Source organism: Pseudomonas sp. LBUM1659, assembly GCF_059716045.1.
Genome location: NZ_CP166797.1, coordinates 5,144,253 through 5,168,972, shown reverse-complemented (window position 1 = coordinate 5,168,972; position 24,720 = coordinate 5,144,253). Strand labels below are relative to the sequence as shown.

General features: G+C 59.0%; 17 protein-coding genes and 1 pseudogene. 3 read left to right on the top strand and 15 right to left on the bottom strand.

The genetic code is table 11. From position 1 onward, the window contains the following. Positions 1-91: 91 nt before the first annotated feature. Positions 92-1,009, bottom strand: coding sequence for a transcriptional regulator MetR (metR, locus tag ACA048_RS23430; protein ID WP_497626492.1), 918 nt, complete (start codon positions 1,007-1,009; stop codon positions 92-94). 118 nt (positions 1,010-1,127) lie between these two features. On the opposite strand from metR, the gene metE reads away from it, so the two are divergent. Next, positions 1,128-3,440, top strand: coding sequence for a 5-methyltetrahydropteroyltriglutamate--homocysteine S-methyltransferase (metE, locus tag ACA048_RS23425; RefSeq protein WP_497626491.1), 2,313 nt, complete (start codon positions 1,128-1,130; stop codon positions 3,438-3,440). Positions 3,441-3,479: 39 nt separating this feature from the next. Here the strand turns inward: metE and ACA048_RS23420 are convergent, their stop codons facing one another. Then, entirely contained in the window at positions 3,480-8,714 is a 5,235-nt protein-coding gene (locus tag ACA048_RS23420) for a dermonecrotic toxin domain-containing protein (RefSeq protein ID WP_497626490.1), read from the bottom strand. A gap of 205 nt (positions 8,715-8,919) precedes the next feature. Between ACA048_RS23420 and ACA048_RS23415 the strand changes: the two genes are divergently transcribed. Beyond that, positions 8,920-9,954, top strand: a complete 1,035-nt coding sequence (locus ACA048_RS23415; RefSeq protein WP_497626489.1) for an alpha/beta fold hydrolase — start codon at positions 8,920-8,922, stop codon at positions 9,952-9,954. Positions 9,955-10,080: 126 nt separating this feature from the next. Here ACA048_RS23415 and ACA048_RS23410 read toward each other — a convergent pair whose 3' ends face one another. Then, entirely contained in the window at positions 10,081-10,437 is a 357-nt protein-coding gene (locus ACA048_RS23410; RefSeq protein WP_497626488.1) for a DUF6124 family protein, read from the bottom strand. A gap of 520 nt (positions 10,438-10,957) precedes the next feature. On the opposite strand from ACA048_RS23410, the gene ACA048_RS23405 reads away from it, so the two are divergent. Beyond that, on the top strand, positions 10,958-11,623 hold the full coding sequence (locus tag ACA048_RS23405) for a DsbA family oxidoreductase (protein ID WP_497626487.1): 666 nt from the start codon (positions 10,958-10,960) through the stop codon (positions 11,621-11,623). A gap of 66 nt (positions 11,624-11,689) precedes the next feature. Here ACA048_RS23405 and ACA048_RS23400 read toward each other — a convergent pair whose 3' ends face one another. From ACA048_RS23400 to ACA048_RS23345, 12 genes and pseudogenes are all read right to left on the bottom strand, one after another. Further along, complete coding sequence (locus tag ACA048_RS23400; protein WP_497626486.1) at positions 11,690-13,876, bottom strand: lipase family protein; 2,187 nt, start codon at positions 13,874-13,876, stop codon at positions 11,690-11,692. A gap of 12 nt (positions 13,877-13,888) precedes the next feature. Next, positions 13,889-14,662, bottom strand: coding sequence for a hypothetical protein (locus ACA048_RS23395; RefSeq protein WP_497626485.1), 774 nt, complete (start codon positions 14,660-14,662; stop codon positions 13,889-13,891). 33 nt (positions 14,663-14,695) lie between these two features. Further along, positions 14,696-15,490, bottom strand: a complete 795-nt coding sequence (locus ACA048_RS23390; protein ID WP_497626484.1) for a hypothetical protein — start codon at positions 15,488-15,490, stop codon at positions 14,696-14,698. Further along, positions 15,487-16,275 carry a hypothetical protein gene (locus tag ACA048_RS23385; RefSeq protein WP_497626483.1) on the bottom strand — a complete coding sequence of 263 codons (789 nt, stop codon included), beginning with the start codon at positions 16,273-16,275 and terminating at the stop codon, positions 15,487-15,489. Before ACA048_RS23385 ends, ACA048_RS23390 begins: the two co-directional genes overlap by 4 nt. Then, positions 16,272-17,126, bottom strand: a complete 855-nt coding sequence (locus ACA048_RS23380) for a DUF4123 domain-containing protein (RefSeq protein WP_497626482.1) — start codon at positions 17,124-17,126, stop codon at positions 16,272-16,274. Before ACA048_RS23380 ends, ACA048_RS23385 begins: the two co-directional genes overlap by 4 nt. Before the next feature lie 188 nt (positions 17,127-17,314). Beyond that, positions 17,315-18,502, bottom strand: a pseudogene (tssI, locus tag ACA048_RS23375) (type VI secretion system tip protein TssI/VgrG); the annotation flags it as partial. Positions 18,503-18,839: 337 nt separating this feature from the next. Then, the gene (locus ACA048_RS23370; protein WP_191624655.1) at positions 18,840-19,169 is read right to left on the bottom strand and encodes a GlpM family protein; all 330 of its coding nucleotides are present in this window, start codon (positions 19,167-19,169) and stop codon (positions 18,840-18,842) included. Between the two features lie 8 nt (positions 19,170-19,177). Further along, positions 19,178-20,506: a two-component response regulator AauR gene (aauR, locus tag ACA048_RS23365; protein WP_497626481.1), complete on the bottom strand. Its 1,329-nt coding sequence runs from the start codon at positions 20,504-20,506 to the stop codon at positions 19,178-19,180. Then, positions 20,503-22,404, bottom strand: coding sequence for a two-component sensor histidine kinase AauS (gene aauS / locus ACA048_RS23360; protein WP_497626480.1), 1,902 nt, complete (start codon positions 22,402-22,404; stop codon positions 20,503-20,505). Before aauS ends, aauR begins: the two co-directional genes overlap by 4 nt. Before the next feature lie 157 nt (positions 22,405-22,561). Next, complete coding sequence (locus ACA048_RS23355; RefSeq protein ID WP_497626479.1) at positions 22,562-23,296, bottom strand: amino acid ABC transporter ATP-binding protein; 735 nt, start codon at positions 23,294-23,296, stop codon at positions 22,562-22,564. After that, entirely contained in the window at positions 23,293-23,964 is a 672-nt protein-coding gene (locus ACA048_RS23350) for an amino acid ABC transporter permease (RefSeq protein WP_497626478.1), read from the bottom strand. Before ACA048_RS23350 ends, ACA048_RS23355 begins: the two co-directional genes overlap by 4 nt. Then, positions 23,964-24,710: an amino acid ABC transporter permease gene (locus ACA048_RS23345; protein WP_489333976.1), complete on the bottom strand. Its 747-nt coding sequence runs from the start codon at positions 24,708-24,710 to the stop codon at positions 23,964-23,966. The genes ACA048_RS23350 and ACA048_RS23345 overlap by 1 nt, the downstream gene beginning before the upstream one ends. Positions 24,711-24,720: the final 10 nt, after the last annotated feature.

The following is a 24,720-nucleotide window of genomic DNA, read 5'->3' as shown; positions in this document are numbered from 1 at the left end:
TATGTCAGTCACCGCAGACATTGGCTGGAAGACCGCCGTCGCGGGCAAGTCGGATCGCCGCACCGCCGCTCTTACAGGGGGATATGTGTTCCTAGCGGACTGCGCTAACCCCATCCAACGTCGAGAACGACGTGTCTTTCGCCGTCAGCAAGAAATCGCGCATATACGGCGCATCCAGCATGTCCGCGCGAATCCCCGCGTACAGCGTCGCAAACAAGCCTTTTTCACCCAGCCGCTTGCCCTTCACGTAACCCCGCGAGCTGTACTCATGCAACGCCCAATGCGGCATGCCGCACACGCCGCGACCGCTGGCCACCAGTTGCATCATCATCACCGTCAATTCCGACGTGCGGACCTGCGCCGGTTCGATGTCGGCCGGTTCGAGGAAACGGGTGAAGATGTCCAGCCGATCACGCTCCACCGGGTAGGTGATCAAGGTTTCCGTGAGCAAGTCTTCCGGCACGATGTACGCCTTGCTCGCCAACCGGTGCTGGTTGGCTACCGCCAGCATGGCTTCGTAGGTGAACAGCGGCACATAGGTGATGCCGGCAATTTCCAGCGGATCAGAGGTCACGACCAGATCCAGATCGCCACGGGCCAGCGCCGGCAGCGGCGCAAAGGAAAATCCGGAGGCCAGGTCGAGTTCGACTTCCGGCCAGGCATCGCGGAACTGGTCGATGGTCGGCATTAGCCACTGGAAGCAACTGTGGCACTCGATCGCCATGTGCAAGCGGCCAGCGGTGCCACCCGCCAAGCGTGCGATGTCACGCTCGGCGCCGCGCAGCAGCGGCAGGGTGGCGTCGGCCAGTTGCAGCAGGCGCAAACCGGCACTGGTGAAGCGCACCGGTTTGGTCTTGCGCACGAACAGCGGCATGCCCATGCGCTCCTCCAGTTCCTTGAACTGGTGGGACAGGGCCGATTGCGTCAGGTGCAGACGGTCGGCGGCATCGACCAGGCTGTCGGCTTCGCGCAAGGCGTGCAGGGTCTTGAGGTGACGGATTTCAAGCACCGGAGGGCTCCATGAGGAAAACTTGTGATCAACACGAAAAGGTTGAGTTTGTCTCATGATGGGTTGGCTGTCGACAATAGCGCCATGTTTACAGCATCTTTTATAGAGAGAACTCATCATGGCGCTGGCCCACACACTTGGTTTCCCACGCATCGGCGCGGACCGCGAACTGAAAAAAGCCCTCGAAGCCTACTGGAAGGGCGACGTCGATCAGGACGCGCTGAACAGTGTCGGCCGCCAATTGCGCGCCACCCATTGGCAGTTGCAGAAAGACGCCGGTATCGACCTGCTGCCGGTCGGCGACTTCGCCTGGTACGATCAGGTGCTGACCCATTCCCTGACGTTCGGCGTGATCCCCGAGCGTTTCGACAGTGCCAAGGATGCCAACGGCCTGCCGACCCTCGACACCCTGTTCGCCATGGCCCGAGGTGCCACGGCGACCTGCTGCGGCGGCGAACACGGCAAAGCGCAATACGCCCAGGAACTGACCAAGTGGTTCGACACCAACTACCACTACCTGGTCCCGGAATTCACCGCAGACCAGCCGTTCAAACTGAGCTGGGAACAGCTGTTCGACGAAGTCGACGAGGCCAAGGCTCTCGGCCATAACGTCAAACCGGTGATTATCGGCCCGCTGACTTACCTGTGGCTGGGCAAGGCCAAAGGCAACGACTTCGACAAACTCGACCTGCTGGAACGCCTGCTGCCGGTGTACAACGAAATCCTCACGCGCCTTGCCGCTCAAGGCGTGGAATGGGTGCAGATCGACGAACCGATCCTGACCCTCGACCTGCCGCAAGCCTGGAAAAATGCGTTCGAACGGGCCTATCACATCCTTCAATATTCACCGCTGAAAAAACTGGTGGCGACCTACTTCAGCGGTCTCGAAGACAACCTCGGCCTGGCCGTTGGCCTGCCGGTGCAAGGCTTGCACATCGATGCCGTACGCGCGCCGGACCAACTCGGCCAGGTGCTGGACCGTCTGCCGACCTACAAGATTCTCTCGGTCGGTCTGGTCAACGGTCGCAACGTCTGGCGCTGTGAATTGGAGCAAGTGTTGGCGCAACTGCAACCGGCCCAGGAACGCTTTGGCGACAACCTGTGGGTCAGCAGTTCCTGTTCGCTGCTGCACAGCCCGGTGGATCTGGAACGTGAAGACAAACTCGATCCGGAACTGAAAAGCTGGTTGGCGTTTGCCGTGCAGAAGTGTGGCGAAATCGCCGTGTTGCGCGACGCCCTCAACGATCCGCAATCGCCCAAGGTGCAGGTCGCACTGGCCGAAAGCCGGGCGATTCAGGCCAGCCGCGCCGAATCACCGCGCATTCATAAAGCTGCCGTTCAGGCGCGGATCACAGCCATCAGTACAGCGGACAGCCAACGCCATTCGCCGTTTGCCCAGCGTATCGAGCAACAGCGCGCACGCTTGAAACTGCCGGCGTTCCCGACCACCACCATCGGCTCATTCCCGCAGACGGGTTCGATTCGTCTGGCCCGTCAGGCGTTCAAGCAGGGCAAGCTGTCGGCCAACGATTACACCGACGCCATGCACAGCGAAATCCGCCACGCCGTGCAAATACAGGAACGCCTGGGACTGGACGTGCTGGTGCACGGTGAAGCCGAACGCAATGACATGGTCGAATACTTCGCCGAGCAGTTGGACGGTTACCTGTTCACCCGTTTCGGCTGGGTGCAGAGCTACGGCTCGCGCTGCGTGAAACCGGCGATTATCTACGGCGACCTCAGCCGCCCGAAGGCGATGACGGTCGACTGGATCACTTATGCACAGGGCCTGACCGACAAGGTCATGAAAGGCATGCTCACGGGGCCGGTAACCATGCTGATGTGGTCGTTCCCGCGCGAAGACGTGTCGCGCAAAGTCCAGGCGCAGCAATTGGCGCTGGCCCTGCGTGACGAAGTGGTCGACCTGGAAAACGCCGGCATCAAAATCGTGCAGATCGACGAAGCTGCGTTCCGCGAAGGTCTGCCGCTGCGCCGGGCGCAATGGCAGGAGTATCTGGATTGGGCGGTGCAAGCCTTCCGATTGAGCGCCAGTGGTGTGCGTGATGAAACCCAGATCCACACCCACATGTGCTACAGCGAATTCAACGACGTGATCGAGTCCATCGCGGCGATGGACGCCGACGTGATCACCATCGAGACCTCGCGTTCGGACATGGAGTTGTTGGAGGCCTTCGAAGCCTTCGATTACCCGAATGATATTGGGCCGGGGGTCTACGACATCCACTCGCCCCGGGTGCCGGACACGGCCGAGATAGTCAAGTTGATGAGCAAAGCGGTGAAGCGGATTCCGGCAGAGCGGTTGTGGGTGAACCCCGATTGCGGGCTGAAGACCCGGGCGTGGCCGGAGACCGAGGCGGCGTTGGTTAACTTGGTGGCGGCGGCGCGGCAGTTGCGCAGTCAGTTGGCATAAGGTGAAACGGGAGCGGAAAAACCGCTCCCGTTCGACGTTCTAAGCCGGGTTGAAATGTTTAAGCGCGACTGATTTCTTGCCGATGTCGGCGTATGGAAGGTCGGCGTTGTCAGCGTGCGTCAGAAACCGGTGCTCCGGCAGTTTCAGATGAGCCTTCTCGAACTCTGCGAATGCAGGTGCTGCCTTTGCGTAGTGAAAATGGGCATACCACATCACCTTGGGCGGTGTTTGCGTCAGGTCTCGTACCTCGTATTCCTGCAGGTAGTCGGTTCGTCCGTCCGGCCGTTTACCCAGGTTTTCCATCGGCTTGTGCTTATGGATATCGACGATTGTCTTCTGCGCGGAATTTTGCAGCATGAGGTAATCCAGCGTTCCGTCGGTCGGGTTTCGACTTTTCATTGAGTACTCGATACGCAGCACCCGTGCGGTATGGGTCAGTTCGGTGGCCTTGTCACGCAGCTGCTGGATGAGCGCGTGAGCGGGTTGAATATCTTCGATCGTCAGGGCGCGCCGGCCGAGTTCGGCTGCTTCGCTGAGCATCATGTGTTCCACATCGACGGGCAGCATGTCCTGACGGGCATAGGCCTCGACGCGTGTCCTGTACGCCGCTTGGGCATCGAGTCGGCTGCGGGCATCAGCCGTTAACGCGCCAAGGTCTTGGTGAGCGGGGTGAGAGCGCTGTACCTGAGGATTAAGAAGGCGAAACTTGCCGTTTGTACCTTGTTCCCAAACCTCCTCGAATCCGCCCTGTCCTGTCAGGGTGTATTGGCGCTTTTGGGTCGTCGGTTCCCAGCGCTCCTCCCCGATCAGCAATTGATCGTCGTCGGTGGTGAACACTTTTTTGCTGCGTTGCCCGGCAGGAAGCGCGGGCGCCGGCTGATCTATGGACTTGCGTGCCCGTTCGGCCATTTTCTCGATACCTTCCAACAGCGGTGACACGGCTTCCAGATGGAAGTGCTGGGGGTAGCTGGCGGTCCAGGCATTCATGTTGCGGCGAAATTCCCCGTAAAGATCCAGGCACTCCTGCAATATCTGATTGCGCTGGGCTTTGGTGGCGGTCACTTCCGAAAGGCTGTACTGGGTGAACAGCGCGCGATCGACTTTGGTCCGCAGAGACTGTGCCTGACCTTGCAGGTAGAACCAGGAAATATCGCTGGTGCTGTCGTAGCGTTTGACGATTTCCAGCAGGTGACTGGTTTTCAAGTAAAGCTGATTGGCCTCATTGAGCTTCGCGTTCAATTGCGTGACGGTGCGGCTCAGGTAGGTTTTTTGTGTTTTGTCGCTGATGCGCTCGTACCACAGATTGAGATCGCGCATGTGGGCATCCATCGCGTCGAACTCGCGCAGTGACGTCAGGCGCAGCCTCCTGACGTCCTCCAGAATACGCAAGCGCTCACGCAGTGCCTCGGCAGGCAGCGAGTCCAGTTGGTCCAGAAGATCGTCGATCCTGTCCGTCAGGGCGAGTGCCCTTCCACTGGCCAGGACAACCCGTTGTTTGGATCGATCGGCCAATAGCAGGGCGTCATTGCTTTGCATTTCCTTGAGCGCGCGTAATTTGTTGCCGTGAGTCATGGGGAGCAATTCAGCCAGCGTCTGGTAATGCTTGCGGCCCAGTTCCATATCCTTGATGCACGCCGCTTCAAGTGTCTGTACCAGCGACGGGCGAATGGTGTCAGGGCTGGCGTTGTACGTTTCCAGCAGGGCGGTGGTGCGGGTGATCTGGGCATCGATTAGCGGGGCCATGTCGTCGGCCGCTTCGGTCAGCGCGTGATGGCGGCGAAAGGTCTGGTCGACCCACCAACGCGGCAGCCGTTCTCGAATGGCGGCTGGCCAGAGAGGGTCAAGGCCGTCCGCCAAGTGCCCGAGCACGCCACCGCCACCCAGCCCTCCGCCCTCGAACGTCACCCCATAGACCCCGAAGTAAGTGTCCCAATTGCCCGCCTCATCGAGGCCGACAGGTTGCTTGTAGGTTTTTTGTCGAGTGCCGCAAAGACGCCAGTTGCGTGAGTCGCGGCTGCGTTCAACTTCAAAGATCCTTCCCTGGCGAACGATGAAGTCGCCCTCCGGGTGATGGTAAATATTGCGGTAGATTCCATGGGTAGCCGCTTGCAGCCCGGCCAGTGAGATCGGTTTTTCGTAATCGTAACCGGCAAAGCGATTCAGCCCGTGCCGCGCTTGGCGCCTTGACCTCCCTTGCAGCGCCCCCGCGTTTTTGCCCAATGCGTTGATTTGACGAAGCCGCGTCAGTGAACGGGCACCCTTGGCTGACCGGGATCCCACGGACGTGCCCGGAAGGATGTCCATGGTGGCATCGACCAATGACAACAACACTGATTCAATCTCCGTCAGGCCATCGCCTACGTCACCGCGCAAGAAAGATTCGACGGCGCGGTTGGCGCTGCTCCAGGCATCGTAGAGGGCGACGCCCGCGCCGACAAAGGGCACCAGGCCCAAGGTCATTTTTATGTAGTAGAAAGCCTTCGGACCGCTGAGCGCGTAGCGTTCCAGGTACAAGGCATCGTTGGAACGGGAGGTTGCGCGATGCGCTTCGATCAGGCGTCCCCTCTGTGTATTGAGCAGATGGGCTGACAGTGACGTGGTTTTCGGCCAGGGAATGCCGACCCCGATCATCGCGTCGAAATGCTTGAGCACAGCCTGGTTGATGCGGCTTGCATGGGCTCGCACGTTGCCGATCAAGGCGCGTCCTGCCAGATAACTGACCATCTCGCTACGCAGGCACAGATTGAACAAGGCCCGGCGCGCCGCCTCAAGATTGTCGAAACGTCGCAGGACCTGGCCGTCGGGGCTGTCAGGCAGGTAAAGCAGGGTCATCCCGCTGATTTGCTCTTCAACGAAGGTCACCCCTGACAACGTGGTCGGTCCCTCGTTTGGTGTGTCCTTGCCGCCGGCGCTCAGGTAGGCCGGCAGCAGCACAATGCGCTTACCCTGCACGTTCCAGGCTTGCGGGGTATTGGCCTCGATGGCGATGTTGAATACCTGCCATTCGTTTTGATTAATCTGCTTTTGCAGGCGCGCACAAGTTCCCTGCATCTGGAGCATCAGGCGCCACGGCTCAATCAGGCATTCACGCCGATGTTCCTTCACGAACGCGGTCTCGCTGGCCGAGCCCGTGAAGGCATCGCGAATCAGGTTTTCGTAGGCTTGGGGCAGATCCAGCTCGGGCAGTACCTTGCGCAGCCAGGGCAGGGTGATGCCGTTTGCCAAAACGCGGCGTTCGGTTTCATCCGCCGCCGTGACCTCAAGCCGCATAAAACCCAGGCGCAGTGAAAGGGGCTCGAGTTGCATCGAGGGCGTGTTGTCGATGTTGAGCTGGGCGAGTTCTTCTAGTGACATTTTGCTGCGGCTTGCACTGGGAACCGCGACGAGTTTTTGCGGGGTTCCCGGGGCTGCTCCATCGGACAGTTGTTTTTTCAGCGTCACCGCGTCGGGCAGATCAAGCTGCACGGAAAAATGCCCGTGGAGCGAGAAGTCTTTTCGCAGACGAGCCTGCACCTGTTGACGGGTGAAATCGTCACGAGGTGCCAGGGCGGCTTCCAGCTGTTCGTGACTACGGCGCATGGCCAGAATGTAAACCTCCATCAACCCCTTGAGCTCAATGCGGTCGGCCACCGATAAGGTGGCCAGCCATTCGGGCTGCAAAGAGAACAGGGCTGCGCTGCGGCTTTGTTCCTGCAAGTGCGAAAAGGCCAGGCTTCTGGCGGCCGGCACCGGGACTTGCAGGATCGCCAGTGTCTGTTTGCGCAGCTTTTCGAGTTCGTCTGCACGCTGTAGCGCTTGGGTGGCATCAGGATATTGCTGGCGTAGTCGCGCGGCTTGTTCTTCGAAATGAGTGGTCTGTTTATCGAGGCTGTCATGCAGCGGGTCGGTATCGATTACTTTCAGCTGCAAGGCCAGAACCTTGTCCTGATCCTGAATCTTGAACAGGCATCGCTCCAGCTCCCTGCGGTTGGCGAAACGTTGCAAGCCGCCACCGGCTCCCGGCCAGTACAGCAAAAGGCTGTGAGGTGATGCGACGTCGAGCCGCGCTCGGGTGATGACGAAGGGCCCGTTGAGCGTTTGGGTGGTGACGTTGCCGGATTGCTCGGTCATCGACAGCGTGAGACTGGCCGCGATGATGGCTGCGTCGCGATCGGCCGCCGGCGGCGTATCCAGCACAGCCTCGAGCAGGCTGAACTCATCGCTGTCGAGCTGCTTGAGCGCCAGTTGAAGCTCAGCCTCGGCGCGCAGACCATCCTTGTGTGCCTGATAGAGCGCACTGAACTCACGGTTGATGGTTGAAAAGTCGAGGGTGCGCGATCTGTAAAGCAGGGCGGAGGCGGCCGTATCGGCGGCTTGCTCAGCGGTCTCCAGCGTCTTCAATGCGTCTTTGAATGGCTGTTGCCGGACGCTTTCGAACTCATCGCCCAGCAGTGTCTCCAGCGCATCGCGCTGCCGGTTCAGCGCAGCCTGGCGCTGGGGCCAGGGGATATCGGCAAACAGGTGGTCAAACAGCGGTTGTTCCGCTTCATCCTCAACAAGGTTACCGGGCAGCGAGACTTCAAGGTCTGGAGGCGCAGCGAAAACGACGGCGTTCGCGTAGGGCGGGTGTACCAGCAGCTCAGTGATGCCGACCGCCAGCGGCTGAGCCTTCGTGGTGTATTCAAAGCGCAACTCATCGTCGGGCAGTCCCTGCGGGACGAGCGATTGTCGAGACAACCAGTTTTCCATGTCCCCGCGCTGATTGAAGAACTGAATGGGAACCGGCCGCCCCGGCAGATACAACCACTGCGTGGCGGGTTGCCGATCGCCCACGCGGATGACCCAGGCGGCGGGGAGTTGCAGGGTGCCGCTGTCGCTCAGTACCAGGGTCAATTGCTCGCAGTGGATGGGCTGATCGTTCAGGCGCAGGCCCGAGGCGGGAGGGTCCAGGATCAACAACAGCGGCTGCAACTGTTCCGCCGTCAGGGTTCTGCGAGCGAATGCCACCTGAGCGCAGGCCTCGAAATGGCAGCGGTACAACTGACCCGCCCGCTCGCGTCGCGACACCGGCGTATCGGGTGCCCGGGCGTCCCAATAGGCCTTCCAGCGTTCGTTGAGCGAGGGTTCATTGCGCTCACTTCTCAGCGGTGCGGCGGCGAACAACGCTTGCAAGCCCTGGCTGCTGTCGCGCCAGCGTGCTGAAGCATTCAGCAACAGGCTTTCATCGGGGTTGTTTTTCAGGAGCGGATGGGGCGCCATCACGATCGGCGGGGAGTCGGGCAGGGTTTCATTCATGGCAACGTGGCTCTGTGCAGAGGAGCGGCGTATCCGCTCTTGAGGAGCGCCATTAAAAGAAACCTGCCATGGCCCGTGGCACTACATAGTTATCGCATCGACCATTGGGCGAGATTCACGAAACTGTCACGCAACTGTGGCAGCGCGCTTGATCAAACTTCATCAGACTCGCGCTCTACTGGGGTTCTGCGTTTCGGTGTTTTTCATGCGTGCACGATTTTTATCAACTGCGGCCTTTTTGGCCGCGTTGTTGTTTGGCCTGCCGTCCTTTGCGGCGTCTCGGTGTGATGTCAACGTACCGACCCAACACGTCGATCTGGCGCAGGTGAGCCTGGCGTACCAGAGCATTGGCCGTGCGTCGGACCCTGCGTTGCTGCTGGTGATGGGCCTGGGCGGGCAGTTGATTCACTGGCCGGACGAGGTGGTGGTCGCACTGTGTCAGCAGGGCTTTCGGGTGATTCGATACGACAATCGTGATGTTGGCCTGTCCACGTGGCGGCAAACCCCGGCCGAGGCCAACCTGACCTTCGAAGCCTTGCGTTACAAACTCGGTTTGCCGGTGTCGGCTCCGTACACCCTGACCGACATGGCGGACGATGCCTTTGGCCTGATGGATGCGTTGCACGTCGAACAATTTCACGTATTGGGCGCGAGCATGGGCGGAATGATCGCCCAGCACATGGCGGCGATGGCACCGCAGCGAGTAGAGAGCCTGACGTTGATTATGACCAGCTCCGGGGCCGAAGGCTTGCCGGCGCCGAGTGAGGCGCTGGTGCAATTGTTGTCCCGTCGTGGTGCGCCGAACCGTGAAGTGGCGCTGGAACAACAGGCGGATTTGCTCGCGGCGCTGGGCAGTCCCACGGTGACGGATGACCGACAGGCGCTGTTGCAGCAAGCAGCGCAGTCCTACGACCGGGCGTTCAACCCTGAAGGCGTGAAACGCCAGATCATGGCCATCCTCGCCGAGCGCAGTCGCGTGGACCTGCTCAACCAGTTGCGCGTGCCGACGCTGGTGGTGCACGGCACTGCCGATCCGTTGTTGCCGGTGATGCACGGCGTGCATTTGGCGGCGCATATTCGTGGCAGTCAGTTGAAGCTGATCCCGGGGTTGGCACATCGGTTCCAGGAGGCATTCAAGGAACCGTTGCTGGCGGCGGTGTTGCCGTACTTGCAGGCCCATCGCGAAGACACTTCGCATTGGGCGCAGATTGATCCTGTCCCGTCGCCAAATCTCCTGTGACCCCCAATCAAAATGTGGGAGCGGGCTTGCTCGCGAAAGCGGTGTATCAGTCAATGCAGATGTCGACTGACACGACGCCTTCGCGAGCAAGCCCGCTCCCACATTTGATCTTCGATAGGCCCTGAATTATGTGGGACCGACGTTATCCAGCATCCGGTTCACCGCCAGTTCACCGAGCATGACCGAGTGCTGAATGCCCAGTAGGGTGTGGCGCTGTGTACCGTTCAGTTGGCCGGCGAAATCACTCAACATCACGCTCGCTGACGCCAACGTCTCGCAGGCGTTGACCAGCAGGGTTTCGTTGTCGGTGTCATGGGCGACGAGGTAGATGGTGCTGGGTTTGCGTGGGGTGTCTTTGGGGATGACCGGTTTGAGGTAGTAATCGAGGGCGCGGTCGGCGGCTTTGTTGAGTTTTTTGGACTCTGGGGTTTCGTAGGGGGAAACGTCGTCGGTTTCTGGTGGATTTGGTGTGATTTTGAACATTGGTGGTGTCCCTGGATTGAGGCCACGACCGTTCCGCTACTACACGAAAGGGTGGCGGCTGTACGCAAGTTAGTAGACCGGCCACCACCCAAAACCGGCGCGCCCGAGGGCGCCATGCGCACAGCCACCATCGAGTGCAGGCGATTGCCTGACTAGATGAAACTTATACGTCCGGGTAGAGGAAAAGCCGGGCTACTAAACCCGATCACTGGGAATCAGTGACAGGACCAAGTTACCGACGGCTCTCCAGGCGCACAAGCCGGCGGATTCTGACGTGGTTGTAGGCGAAGGCGCAAGGCGCTGTAGCTTTCAGGAAGTAACCCTAAACAGAACTAAACACACCCCCCAAAAACACCCAAAAACCTGTAGGAGCCGGGCTTGCCCGCGATGGCGGCGTGTCAGTCACCACACCTGTCGGCAGGAAGACCGTCATCGCGGGCAAGCCCGGCTCCTACAGGATCTCGTCTTTCAGGTGTATCGTTCGAGCTTTCCGGCGTGATCCAAGCCTGCGAGGTGTGTGATGAGTACCCCTTTGAAAATCGATTTCGTCAGCGATGTGTCCTGCCCTTGGTGCGTTGTCGGCTTGTACGGCCTGACCCGGGCGCTGGAGGTTTTGCGCGATGAGGTCCAGGCCGAGATCCATTTTCAGCCGTTCGAACTGAACCCGAAAATGGGGCCGGAAGGGCAGAACATCACCGAACACATCACTGAAAAGTACGGCTCGACTCCCGAGCAATCCCAGAAAAACCGCGAGATGATCCGCGCCCGGGGCGCCGAGGTCGGGTTTGCGTTTCGCACCGACGGCAACAGCCGTATCTACAACACCTTTGATGCGCATCGGTTGCTGTATTGGGCAGGGCTTGAAGGCTTGCAATTCAACCTGAAAGAAGCGCTGTTCAAGGCGTATTTCACCGATGGCGGCAACCCGTCCGATCACGGGCAGTTGGCGCAGATTGCTGAAAGCGTGGGGCTCAATCGGCAGCGAGCCGAGGCGATTCTGGCGTCGGATGAATACGGCAAAGAAGTGGTTGAGGAAGAACAGCTGTGGCTGACGCGAGGCGTAAGCTCGGTGCCGACGGTGGTGTTCAACGGGCAGTACGCCGTGAGTGGCGGGCAGCCGGTGGAAACGTTTGTTGGAGCGATCCGGCAGATCATGAGTGAGGCGAAGGGCGGTACCGTTATCTGATTGTGCAGGGCGCTTTTGTGGCGAGGGCGCTTGCTCCATCGCCACGCGGGAGGCTCGGGTGTTTATTCAAGTAAACGAATCGATATCGAGGGTATGCGGCATCCCTACGGCATGCCCGTAGATCGACGCCAGTAACGCGTCTTCGTTTGAGCCCTTCGGCGCCATGGCCATCTGCTCATCGACCCGGTTTTCTGGATGGGCAAGCCAGCGTTGCAGGTTTTCTGCCAGCCAATCGGGCTGAGTCGACAGCGATCCGTAGACCTTTTTTTCGGTGACGCGCTCGTGCCGAAATTTTTTCAGCCGATCGAGCGTCACGTGTATTTTGTTGATCTCAAGCATGAAGGCGTTGTTTTGCGATTCGTGGGTTTGTTGGTACTTGAGGGTTTGGTTCGATAAGTGTTTTCGCTTGGCACGCAACTGTTCGGTAACACTCTGGAGTGCCAGCTCGACCCATCCAAATTCCAGGTCGGTGACGAGGGAGCGTTTTGCCCCCAGTGCTTCTTGCGAACGCTTGAATGAGGCCCAACAGGCAGGAATGTAGCTGCCGACCATCGAGTGGTGACCGGCATTAAACAGTTGAGTCAGCAGCGAAGGTCGATCCGGGAGGCCGTTTTTTTGCTGGATGGCCACCGAGCAGGCGGCATGCTGGGCAATGGTGTCGCAGCCGGGCTCCCACAGGATCATGGACGTTTTATTGCGGCTGAACTGCACCGGCATCGCGTGATGCAGGGTGCCGTGGTGGTCGTAGGGTTCACCTTTCCAGTTAGTGATGCCGGCGACAAATACCGAGAGGCCGACGGGCACGTTGACGAAGGTCAGCGCTGCGCCGGTGCCGAACACGTCAACCTTGGTGTTCATCCAGGTGCCAGGCACGCTCGGCACCGGGTCGTTGTGGGTGACCATGCGGTAATGCACCAGACCCTCGGCACCGTTTACGAAATTGGCATCGCCGGCGCGGGGGGCGCCGTAGGTGTAGAGCTGGATGTTGTAGCCTTCCGGCCTGCGACGCAGCATTTCTGAGAGTAACAAGGCCACTGCGCCACCGAGGCTGTGGCCACAAATCAGTAGTTTTTGTCCGGCATAAAATTTATCGAGGTATTTCACAGCGAAGTCGTAGGCTTTCTGCGCTGCCAGGTAAAAACCACGGTGCACGTTGCTGTCGGTGTCTTCGAACGGCACTTGAAACGCATCGGCATCACGCAAACCATCCGCGATGATTTCATAGGTGCCACGTACCGCAATCAGGATCAGCTCGTCGTGATGGGTGATGAAGGCCTGGGTATCGGTGGATTCCGAGCCAAGCTTTCTATCGTCCAAGAAGTGAATTTTGGCGGGATATTCCTGGTCACCTTCGAGCTCTGGCTTGTTTACTGGATAGAGATCTGGGTCGAAGGGCACGATCTCTAGTCGCCTGGAGTACGGCACATCCTCGTACAGCGGGTAGTACGCCTTTGTCTGCGCTGCATCGATTTTCCATAGTTCATCAAATTTGGCCAGCGCATCCCCGAACCAGTTACCGACGCTTGGTTGCAGGGGGAAGCTCACGGTCCTGGTTCTGACGGGTTGTTCATCGGGCTGCTGACCAAAGGGGCAATAGCTCAAGGTGGCCATTAGCGCGAGTTGGTACAGGTTGAGCGCACAGAATTCAGGGTCGGTCGAGAGCATGGGCCGCAAAGCCCGCATCGGGCGCACTTCCAGCACGGTGTGTTGCAACGGCAACAGGGCAATGCCAAGTGCGCCATGTTTACCCATGACTTTCGCCCGCCCCGTACTGTGTGGGTAATGGCGATAGACCTCAGGAGGCAGGTGCGAGACATGCTTGACCAGATGACGCACTTCCACCTGAAAATACTCATCCGCGCAGGCTTGTGCCGGGTTTTCTTTGGTGCGGGTGGAGTTTTGGTTCAGGTAGCGGGTTTGCTCGGCGCGGACCTGGAGTTCGGTGATTTCTAAGGGGTAATGGGGTCTTGTCTGTAAAAATTCATAGCTCTTTTCACGCCCCTGGTATTTTTGGTCAAGGAGTAGCGAGATAGGGCCGGCAAAGTGGTTGTCCACTTTACCTGTGCCCGTTATATCCAACACACCGCCGTACTTTTGCCCTTCCGAGTCGGTTACGACGTAGGCCAGCCCGGCATAGGGTTCGCCAGAGCCGAACTCGTCGACTAACTGAAAGCTGCTCCATCGACCCTGTGCGGGGCATGCCAGTACTTGGCTGCTCAGCGGCGATTTGAGTTCTTTTTCCAATGACGTCATGTCGAATTCTCCTTATTCAGTGCAGCCTGGGTAAATGGTGCATTGCTTTCCATCGGGCATTTGAAAACCACTGAAGTCCTTGTAGTTGCCAAAGCAAAACGCGTATTGGTCTTCAAAGTTATCGCCCATGCATCGCTTCCAACCGTTCGGCACTTTGACCCATGTATTCCCAATCGCAGGCCGTTCCTCATCGGCTAACTTGATGTTCATCCTTACGGTTGTTCCCGGCAGTTGGTCCGGGGTGTACGCCGCGAAGGGTTGGCCACGGCCGCGCGCTCCCTGAGCGTTGATTGTTTTGCAGTTGAGGAGTTTTCTGAGGATGCGAGGCTTACCTGAGGTGCGAAATAGCTGTTGGCATTCACCATGGAAGATGCTTTCGCCGGCTTCGTTAAAGGAACTTTTGTACTGATCCTCCAGCTCGTCGCGAATGAACACGCTGGCGATATCCACGCCATAATCTCCCCGGGCTTTACCGTAAGTCCCATAGATTTTCAGCTCGATGCGGCTAATGACCAGCGGGCACCCACTGACCGTTCTACGCAGGGCGATCTCAGCGTTTGGCTGGTAGTTTTCACGCCATTTCATGTTGTATCCGACTTCAGTATTTCGCCCGCCGGGCACGGTGCAGGTTTCGCCTTTGGCGGGCACATACACGGCAATGGCCTGGTAGGTGAAGTCGGGCGGTAAATCGGCAGTAAAAGTGAACGTGTTTGGCTGACTGGTGGCACAGCCTGTGGTTAATGCGAGACAACAGCCCAGAACAGGGCTTTTAAACAGCGACTTCACCTGCGGATATGACGTTGTCATAGGGGGATGTCCTTATTCAGTGCAGCCTGGGTAAATGGTGCATTGCCGTCCGTCGGGCATTTGAAAACCACTGAAGTCCTTGTAGTTGCCAAAGCAAAACGCGTATTGGTCTTCAAAGTTATCGCCCATACATCGCTTCCAACCGTTCGGCACTTTGACCCATGTATTCCCAATCGCAGGCCGTTCCTCATCGGCTAACTTGATGTTCATCCTTACGGTTGTTCCCGGCAGTTGGTCCGGGGTGTACGCCGCGAAGGGTTGGCCACGGCCGCGCTCTCCCTGAGCGTTGAGTGTTTTGCAGTTGAGGAGTTTTCTGAGGATGCGAGGCTTGCCTGAGGTGCGAAATAGCTGTTGGCATTCACCATAGAAGGTGCTTTCGCCGGCTTCGTTGACGACGCTTTTGTACTGATCTTCCACCTCTTCACGAATGAACACGCTGGCGATATCCGCACCAAAGTCTCCCCGGGCTTTACCGTAAGTCCCATAGATTTCCAGCTCGATGCGGCTAATGACCAGCGGGCACCCACTGACCGTTCGGCGCAGGGTGATCTCAGCGTTTGGCTGGTAGTTTCCACGCCATTTCATGTTGTATCCGACTTCAGTATTTCGCCCGCCGGGCACGGTGCAGGTTTCGCCTTTGGCGGGCACATACACGGCAATGGCCTGGTAGGTGAAGTCGGGCGGTAAATCGGCGGTGAAGGTGAACGTGTTTGACTGGCTGGTGGCACAGCCTGTGGTTAATGCGAGACAACAGCCCAGAACAGGGCTTTTAAACAGCAACTTCACCATCGGATATGTCGTTGTCATAGGGGAGGTCCTTGTTCAGTGCAGCCAGGGTAAATGGTGCATTGCCGTCCGTCGGGCATTTGAAAACCACTGAAGTCCTTGTAGTTGCCAAAGCAAAACGCGTATTGGTCTTGAAAGTTATCGCCCATGCATCGCTTCCAACCGTTCGGCACTTTTACCCATGTATTCCCAATGGCAGGCCGTTCCTCATCCGCCAACTTGATGCGCATCCTCACGGTTTTACCCGGCAATTGATCGAGGGTGTACGCCGAAAACGGACGACCTCGCCCCGGTTCGCCAAGTGTGTCGGTTTTTTTGCAATCAAGGATTTTTCTGAGGATGCGTGGTTTGCCGGAGGTGCGGAACAGCCACTGGCATTCGCCGTAGAAGGTACTTTCGCCCGCCTCGTTGAACGCGCGTTTGTACTGCTCCTCCAGTTCATCGCGAATGACGACCCCAGCGGTATCCCCTCCAAAATCCCCCCGGGTTTTGCCATAGGTCGCGTTGATTTCCAAACTGATGCGACTGATCACCAAGGGGCAGCCATTTCGGGTTCTGCGAATGGTGATTTCAGCATCAGGTTTGTATTCCGTTCGCCAAGCGTTGTTGAACACGGGGGCTTTGTTATCCCGTGTTTCAACGGTGCAGGTTTCCGCCTTAGCGGGCACGTAGTAAACCGCTGCGACGTAAGCAAAATCTGGCGGTAAATCGGCAGTGAAGGTGAACGTGTTCGGCTGGCTGGTGGCACAGCCAGCGGTTAACGCGAGACAACTGCCCAGGCTTGCCATTCGTAAAGCGCATTTCATAGCGGGGCTGTTCCTTGCCAAAACGCCGATACCTGATGCACCCGCTCGAAATGCTCACTGGGCGTTTCATCAGGACGCACCTGCCAATGCGGCGGCAGGGTGTACGCGGGTGCCTGCAAACTCTGGATCAGCAGAAACGCCAATTGCTCCGGTTCCAGCCAGCCCCATGCCTGCGCCAATGCCAGTCGGTCGCGTAACCAGGTGTCCGGGTCATGTAGATCGGCGAGTGTGACGTAGGCTTTCAGATGCTCTGCCAACAAAAAACGGTGGGCATTGAGCCGGCGAATTTCCGAGGCCTGCGGATGGGGGATCGGTGAGCGTAACCAGAGGGGTTCATCCGGTACGGGATAGGTGCCGGGGGCAGGGCTGAAGGCGGTTTTCCAGCCTGTACCGTTCCAGTAGCACACACTGATCGCCGGCCCGAGGTAGGCCGGGTAGGCGTCGACGGGTAAGTGTTCAAGCGCGCGGGCCAATACTCGATTGTCGTGAAAGCGATACAGCACCTGATGGGGGCGGGTGCCGATGATCAGCCGTTCATGCCAGTGACTCACCAGTGTGCGCAGGTCACCTTTTGCCAGGCTGACCAGCCAGCCCCAGTTTCGCTGCGGGTGCTCGAGCAGTTCGTCGATACGGCGGTCGCCGGATTGATCCAGGGTAAAAATGAACGGACCGGCGTCAGCCAGGCTTGCTATGTGGGTGCCGCTGTAGACGCCCAAATACTGTTCAAATTGGCTGGACTTCAACAATGACTGGCGCGTTTCGCGCTCATTCTCCGAGTCGAGCACCAGACATATCTCATGGCCAAAACGCCGCTGTTCGGTCATCCAGCGCAGGGGGAGTGTATCCATCATGCGCCAGCTCCTTCAGTCGGGCAGAGGCCCGCCCTGCAGGCTTCGCAGAGGGGACAGAAATCCGCCTCCAGAGCGTGACTGACCGCCATCAGCTCGTGCTGGGAAGGCGCGATTATCGGGGGTAACTCGGGGGGCGCAGACAAGGCATCGATTGATCCCGGCATCGCTAGTGATGCGTCCGGGCCCGGCACCCGACCGTATTGATCGCAGTGGATCTCCTCACCTTCGGGGCCGGTCACCATGGCGGTTTGACTGCCGGACATTCTTGGTTTGTGGTGGGTGCGGGGCGGGCGGTAGAACACCTCCCATGGGGTGGCGACGAATTGGTTGCGATAGCCTTGAAAGCCTTCTTCGTAGTCGACGAGGGTGCTTGCCGCGCTCTCTTCGAGGACCTGAGGCATCCGGCCTTCGTGTTGCACCTCGGTCAACAGCCACAGCTGGTTCCATTCATCGAACGGGTGCTCGGACAGTTGCAAGAAGTGCCCGGTGACCAGCGACGCCTGATGGCTTTTACCCTGGGCCAGGTCGCAATCGGCGCGATGGCTCTCCAGCGCACAACGACTCAGGCGTTTGCCTTGATCGCGTTGATTAAAGTGGCCTGGGTAATCGTAAATCTCCAGATCCGGCTGGGCACGGTCGAGGTGCGGTCGATAGCTGGACTCGAGCAGGATGCGGGCTTTCTCGAAGTCATAGTCGCGGCGAGCGCTTTTATTGGGACGGGTCTGCTCCCATACATCAAAGTGATTGATCACCGGTTCCTGCGCGACCATGCCGCAGTCCTGCTTGTAAGGCGTTGCACCGTCGAGCCGGGGAAATACGGTCTGGTCGTCACCGAACACCAGCACATGCTGATCGCGGTGATGGCGAAAGTGGTAATGCAGCCCTTCTTCCTCGCACAGACGCTGGATGAAGAACAGGTCCGATTCACCGTATTGCACGCAGAAATCACGTGGCGCATAGGTCGAGCCAAGCTGGAACAGGCAGGCGTCTGCGAGGATCCCGTGTTCCGCGAGTAGCCGCTGGATAATCTGCGGGACTGACAGCTGTTGGAAAATCCGCTGGTTGGTGCGCAGCCCCAGATAGGTCAGTTGTGGCACCAAGGTCATTCGGTAACGGGTCAGGCGTTTACCCGGGCTGACTCGGGCAAAACCGTACACCTGCCCATGAATGCCGGCACCGCTGTCGTTGAACGCCAGAAAGGCGCGTTTGTGCTGCAGGATTTTCCCGGTGAGGTCCCGTCTTTCGCTGACCAGTTCGAGCTCAAAGGCGTAAGGCTGGCTGATGAATTCCTTGCCGGTGAATGAGAGCACCTGCAGGTCGTGCTCTAAATCGCTGATCGAAAGGCTGAAACGAACGTGTGGGTTAACGTCGAACATCCATGACTCCTTGTCCTGTGCGTGGCACAGGCTTCGGGACGTTGATGCTCTGTGTGTAAAAGACCTTCCATGGCCAGTCACAACCAAACGTCCTGAAGCCGGGTTTAATGCCACCCTAACAAGGGAGTAAACGAAATGATGTCAGACGCTTCCCAAAATGCTGTTACACATCACAGTCGTCGCAGCGGCTGAGAACAGTTGGATCACGGTACTGAGTCTGTGGCAGCTCCCTTATGGGAGCGAGCCTGCTCGCGAATGCGATGGGTCATTCAACAAAGATGTTGAAGCTGATGGCCCCTTCGCGAGCAAGCTCGCTCCTACAGGGGATTTGTGGTGGTCAGCTGTGGAGGCGGACCCAAACGGTGACGAGGATTGTCGCCGCAATCAACCAACCCACAGCAGCCACGGCCAGCGACGCCTCCAACCGCATCCGGTCGACCATCACATACAAGGTCGCCAGGTAAACGAAGTAGGGAATGATCGACCACATGCCAAACACGATGGTGGTCTTCAAGTCCTCCACCGAGCGCCCTTTACCGACGATGAAATGCGCAATCAGCGCAAAGGTCGGAAACAACGGCACCAGCCCGGCGATGTAGTAATTTTTGGTTTTGGCCAGCGCCGCCAGAATCAGCACCACCGCCGCGCCTAACGCTGCTTTCAGAATCAGATCCATCAGTGACTCAATCCGTACTTTTTGACTTTGTCGAACAACGTGGTTTTGGCCATACCCAGTTCCAGGCTGGCCTGGGTCAGGTTGCCGCCGCTGCGCTGCAAGGCGTCGCTGAGCAAATTGCGTTCGAAGGCTTCCACCGCTTCAGCGAACGCCAGGCCCTGATTGCTGCCGCTGGCGCCAGACTTTTTGAAGGCCGGCAGGCCGAGGGCGAAGCGTTCGGCGACGTTGCGCAATTCGCGCACGTTGCCCGGCCAGTCGTGGCTCATCAGGTTCGACAGGGTCTGGTTGTCCAGCTCCGGCACGGTGCGGTCAAAGCGCAGGGACGACTGCTGCAAGAAGTGTTCGAACAACTGCAGGATGTCTTCGCGACGTTCGCGCAACGGCGGCAATTCCAGGGTGACCACGTTCAAGCGGTAATACAGGTCGCTGCGGAATTCGCCGGCTTTGCTCGTTTCGGCCAGGTCGGACTTGGTGGCCGCGATCACCCGGCAATCCACCGCCACACTCTGGTTCGAACCGAGACGTTCGAGGGTGCGTTCCTGCAACACTCGTAGCAGTTTGATTTGCAGCGGCAGGGGCATGCTTTCCACTTCGTCGAGGAACAGCGTGCCGCCGTCGGCGTGTTCAATCTTGCCGATTCGCCGCTTGCCGGCGCCGGTGAAGGCGTTGGCTTCGTGGCCGAAAATTTCGCTTTCGAACAGGTTCTCCGGCAGGCCGCCGCAGTTCAGCGCGACGAATTGTTTGGTGTGGCGCCGACTGAAATCATGCAGGCAACGCGCGACCAGTTCTTTACCGGTACCAGTCTCGCCTTCGATCAACACGTTGGCCGAGGTGTCGGCGACGTTGGCGATCAGTTCCCGCAGGTTTTGCATGGCCGGCGAGCGGCCGATGATGCGGCCTTCGAGGGAGTCGCGCTCGGCCAGTTGGCGCCGCAACGAAGTTACTTCGCGGGCGAGGCTGCGTTGTTCCAGCGCCCGGCGCGCAACGTCCACCAGGCGTTCGGGGGAGAAGGGTTTCTCCATGAAGTCATAGGCGCCTTTTTGCATCGCGCCGACGGCCATGGAAATGTCGCCGTGACCGGTAATCAGCACCACCGGCAAGCTGCGGTCGCGGGCCTTGAGCCGGGTCAGCAGTTCCAGGCCATCGATGCCCGGCAGGCGAATGTCGCTGATGACGATGCCGGCGAAATTGTCGCCGACACGTTCCAGGGCTTCCTCGGCGCTGCCCACGCCGACGCAGGGAATGTCTTCCAGGGTCAGCGCCTGTTGGCAGCCGAGCAGCACATGAGGATCGTCCTCGACGATCAGTACACTAAGGTCGTTGTTCATATGGGCTCGGCGGAAATAGGGCTTACCAACGGTAAACTGAGGACGAAAGTGGTACCACCGCTGACCGGGTGTTCGACACCCAAGTGCCCGCCGGTGGCGGCGGCCAGACTGGCTGAAAGAGTCAGGCCGAGGCCCAGCCCCTGTTCACCGGGTTTGGTGGTGAAGAACGGTTCGAACAGATGCTTGCGCGTTTCGGCGTCGATGCCGTGGCCGTTGTCGCGCACGCGAAGACGGTATTTGCCGTCGAAGACGTCGCCTTCCAGCCACAGCTCCGGCAGCGGTTGGGCCTGCATCGCATCAAGGGCGTTGCCGACCAGGTTGACCAGAATCTGTTCGAGGCGGGTCTGGTCGATTTGCACTTGCACATCTTTGAAATCTCGATGCAGTTGCAGGTGCGCGCTTTCCACCCGACTGCTGAGCAGTTGCAAGGCGGCGTCTACGGCTTTGCCGAGGCTGGCCTGGCCTTTGTCATCACCGCGACGAGCGAAAGAGCGCAGGCTGGCAGTGATCCGGCCCATGCGGTCGATCAGTTCGTTGATGGTATTGAGGTTAGTGCTGGCCACGTCCAGCTGACCACGCTCAAGGAAGCGCACGGTATTGCCGGACAAGGTGCGCAGCGCGGCCAGCGGCTGGTTCAATTCGTGGGCAATGCTGGTCGACATTTGGCCGATAGCCGCGAGTTTGCCAGCCTGCACCAGTTCATCCTGGGCGCGGCGCAGCGTCTCTTCCGCGTGCCGGCGCTCGCGGATCTGGCCCTTGAGCCGTTCGTTGCTGGCGCGCAGGTCGGTGGTGCGTTCGGTAATCCGACGCTCCAGTTGATTGTTGGCTTCCTGCAAGGCCTCCCGTGCGGCGAGGCGGGTGGCGATGACCTTGCGTCGCTCGTTCCAGGCGATCAGCAGGATCGCCACCAGGGCGAACGCTACCGCCACCAGAATCCCCTGATTGATCGCTTCACGGCGCAGATCCTGCAACGGCGTGAGCAGGGTGAAATTCCACGGGGTATCGCTCAGGGGCCGGGTCTGGGCCAGGTAGGTGATGTCCTCTTCGTCGGACGCCACTTCGCTGTTGGCGGGGAAGGTCAGCTTTTCGACACCCTCGGCCAGGGTTTCTCGGGCCAGCGGTTGCAGCTCATTCAGCGGAAACCAGTAGTACTGGAGGCTACGGGCGAGTTTTTCCTTGGTTTCATCGCTCAATGGCACGACCGACTTGAGCCGTCGCGCCGGATCACTGGAGAGAATGATGATGCCGTTTTCGTCGCTGACGAAGGCTTCGAGGCGCGCCCGCTGCCAACGTTCTTCCAAGGCTTCGAGGCGGATTTTGACCACCGCAACGCCGATGATCTTGCCGTGTTCTTCCAGGCCGTGGGCCAAGTAGTAACCGGGTTCGCCGTTGGTGCTGCCAATGCCATAGAAACGTCCCGGCTGGCCGCGAATGGCGTTCTGGAAATAGGCGCGAAAGGACAGGTCTTCACCGAGGTAACTGTCGACATCGCGCCAGTTACTGGTGGCCACGACACGGCCGGTCGTGTCCATCACGTAGATAGCCCGACTGCGGCTGCGCCGGTTCAGGCCTTCAAGGTAATCGTTGACCGGTTGCCGGTGTTCCGGCGACGGGTCGGCCAGCAGTGTGGAAACACTGGTTTCGAGTTCCAGCAGGCTGGGCAGGTAGGTGTATTTGCTGATCTCGCTCTCGACGGCGCGGGCGTGCAGTTCGAGCTGACGCTGGCCGTTCTCGCTGAGGCTGCGAATGCCGTAGTGTTCACTGACGCAGAAGCCGGCGTAACCCAGTCCGATCATCAGGGCGATGATCAGCGGCGGCAGTAACAAGTGGCGAATCAGACGGGGTTTCACGGCTAGTGATGGCGTTGCTGCGCGATAGAGAGTGGGGTCGCATTTCATCACAGATGCCTTGGGTCAACCACAACACAAATCCGAACCTTGCACCGACCCCTGCAGGAGCCGGCTTGCCGGCGAAGGCGATAGCCCGGACACCAGAGTTCGTCTGGACCACCGCCTTCGCTGGCAAGCCAGCTCCTGCAAAGGAGCGGCGTGTTGTTTAGTGCTGCAGAATCTTGTTGAGGAAGTGCTGTGTACGCTCGGCGCGGGAGCTGATGTCGCCGAAGAACTCCTCTTTCTGGCAGTCTTCGATGATTTTGCCCGCGTCCATGAAGATCACCCGGTCCGCCACTTTACGGGCGAAGCCCATTTCGTGGGTCACGCACATCATGGTCATGCCTTCGTGGGCCAGTTGCACCATTACGTCGAGCACTTCGTTGACCATTTCCGGGTCCAGCGCCGAGGTCGGTTCGTCGAACAGCATGACGATCGGGTCCATCGCCAGTGCACGGGCAATGGCCACACGCTGTTGCTGACCACCTGAAAGCTGGCCCGGGTGCTTATGCGCATGGGCAGACAGGCCGACGCGCTCAAGCAGTTGCAGGCCTTTCTTGGTGGCTTCTGCCTTGCTGCGGCCCAACACCTTGATCTGCGCGATGGTCAGGTTTTCGGTGATGGTCAGGTGCGGGAACAGTTCGAAATGCTGGAACACCATGCCAACGCGCGAACGCAATTTCGGCAGGTTGGTCTTCGGGTCGGCAATCGAAGTGCCATCGACCACGATGTCGCCTTTCTGGAACGGTTCCAGGGCGTTGACGCACTTGATCAGGGTGGATTTGCCGGAACCGGACGGCCCGCATACCACGATCACTTCGCCTTTTTTGACCTCGGTGCTGCAATCAGTCAGTACCTGGAAGTCGCCATACCATTTGTTGATGTTCTTGATAGAGATCATACGGCAAACCTTTTTTGCAGACGCTTGACCAGCAGCGAGGCGGCAAAGCTGATTGTGAAGTACACGAGACCTGCGAAGATCAGGAACTCATTGGAGCGGCCAATGATGTCGCCGCTGGCACGCGAAGCGTTGAGGAAGTCCACCAGGCCGACCGCGTAAACCAGCGAGGTGTCCTGGAACAGGATGATGCTCTGTTGCAGCAACAGCGGGGTCATCTTGCGGAACGCTTGTGGCAGGATGATCAGGCGCATCATCTGGCTATATGTCATGCCCAGAGCCTGGGCTGCGCCCATCTGGCCCTTGGGAATCGACTGCACACCGGCCCGGACGATTTCGCAGAAGTACGCCGCTTCAAACATCATGAAGGCCACGATACACGAGGCGAACGCGCCGATCGGGGTGTCTTCGCCGGTGATCCAGCGCAGCACGAACGGCACCGCAAGGTAGAACCAGGTGATCACCAGCAGCAACGGGATCGAGCGGAAGTAGTTAACGTAGGCGCCGGCAAGGTTCGACAGCAGTTTGCTGTGGGACAGGCGCATCAGGGCCAGGATCGTGCCGAGGATAATGCCGCCGACCACGCCCATGACCATCAGTTTGAGGGTCATGACCATGCCGTTCCACAAACCCGGCAGGGAAGGGATGATGCCCGAGAAGTCGAATTCCATTATTTACCCCCTACGGAGATCAGGCCCGGTACGGCCACTTTCTTCTCGACCAGGCGCATCAGCAGCATGAGGCTCATGTTCAGGGTGAAGTAGATCAGGGTTGCCAGGGTGAAAGCTTCGAACAGGTTGGCGGAGAACTCGGCGGTCTGCTTGGTTTGCGCGAGCAACTCCATCAAGCCGATCAGCGAGGCCACGGACGTGTTCTTGAACACGTTGAGGAATTCCGAGGTGAGCGGCGGAATGATGATCCGGTAGGCCTGGGGCAGCAGCACGTTCCAGTAGATCTGTGGCAGCTTGAAGCCCATGGCGCGAGCCGCGGACTCCTGGCCTTTGGGCAGGGCCTGGATGCCGGTGCGCACTTGTTCGCAAACGCGAGCGGTGGTGAACAGGCCCAGGCAGACGACGACGCTCAGGAACGCCGAGGTGACCGGGCTCAGGTCCTGTTTGTACCAGTCTTGCAGGTCTTGCGGCAGCAGGTCGGGCACCAGGAAGTACCAGATGAACAGCTGAACCAGCAGCGGCACGTTACGGAAGAGTTCGACGTAGCAGGTCGCGATGCCCGATACGATGCGATTCGGTACGGTGCGCATGACGCCCAGAATCGAGCCCAGTGTCAGGGCGATGATCCAGGCCACGATGGCGATGGCAATGGTCCAGCCCAAACCGGTGATGTACCAGTCGAGATAGGTCTCGCTGCCAACGCCAGTGGACTTGAAGAACACGCCCCAGTCCCAGTTGTAATTCATTAGGGTCTCC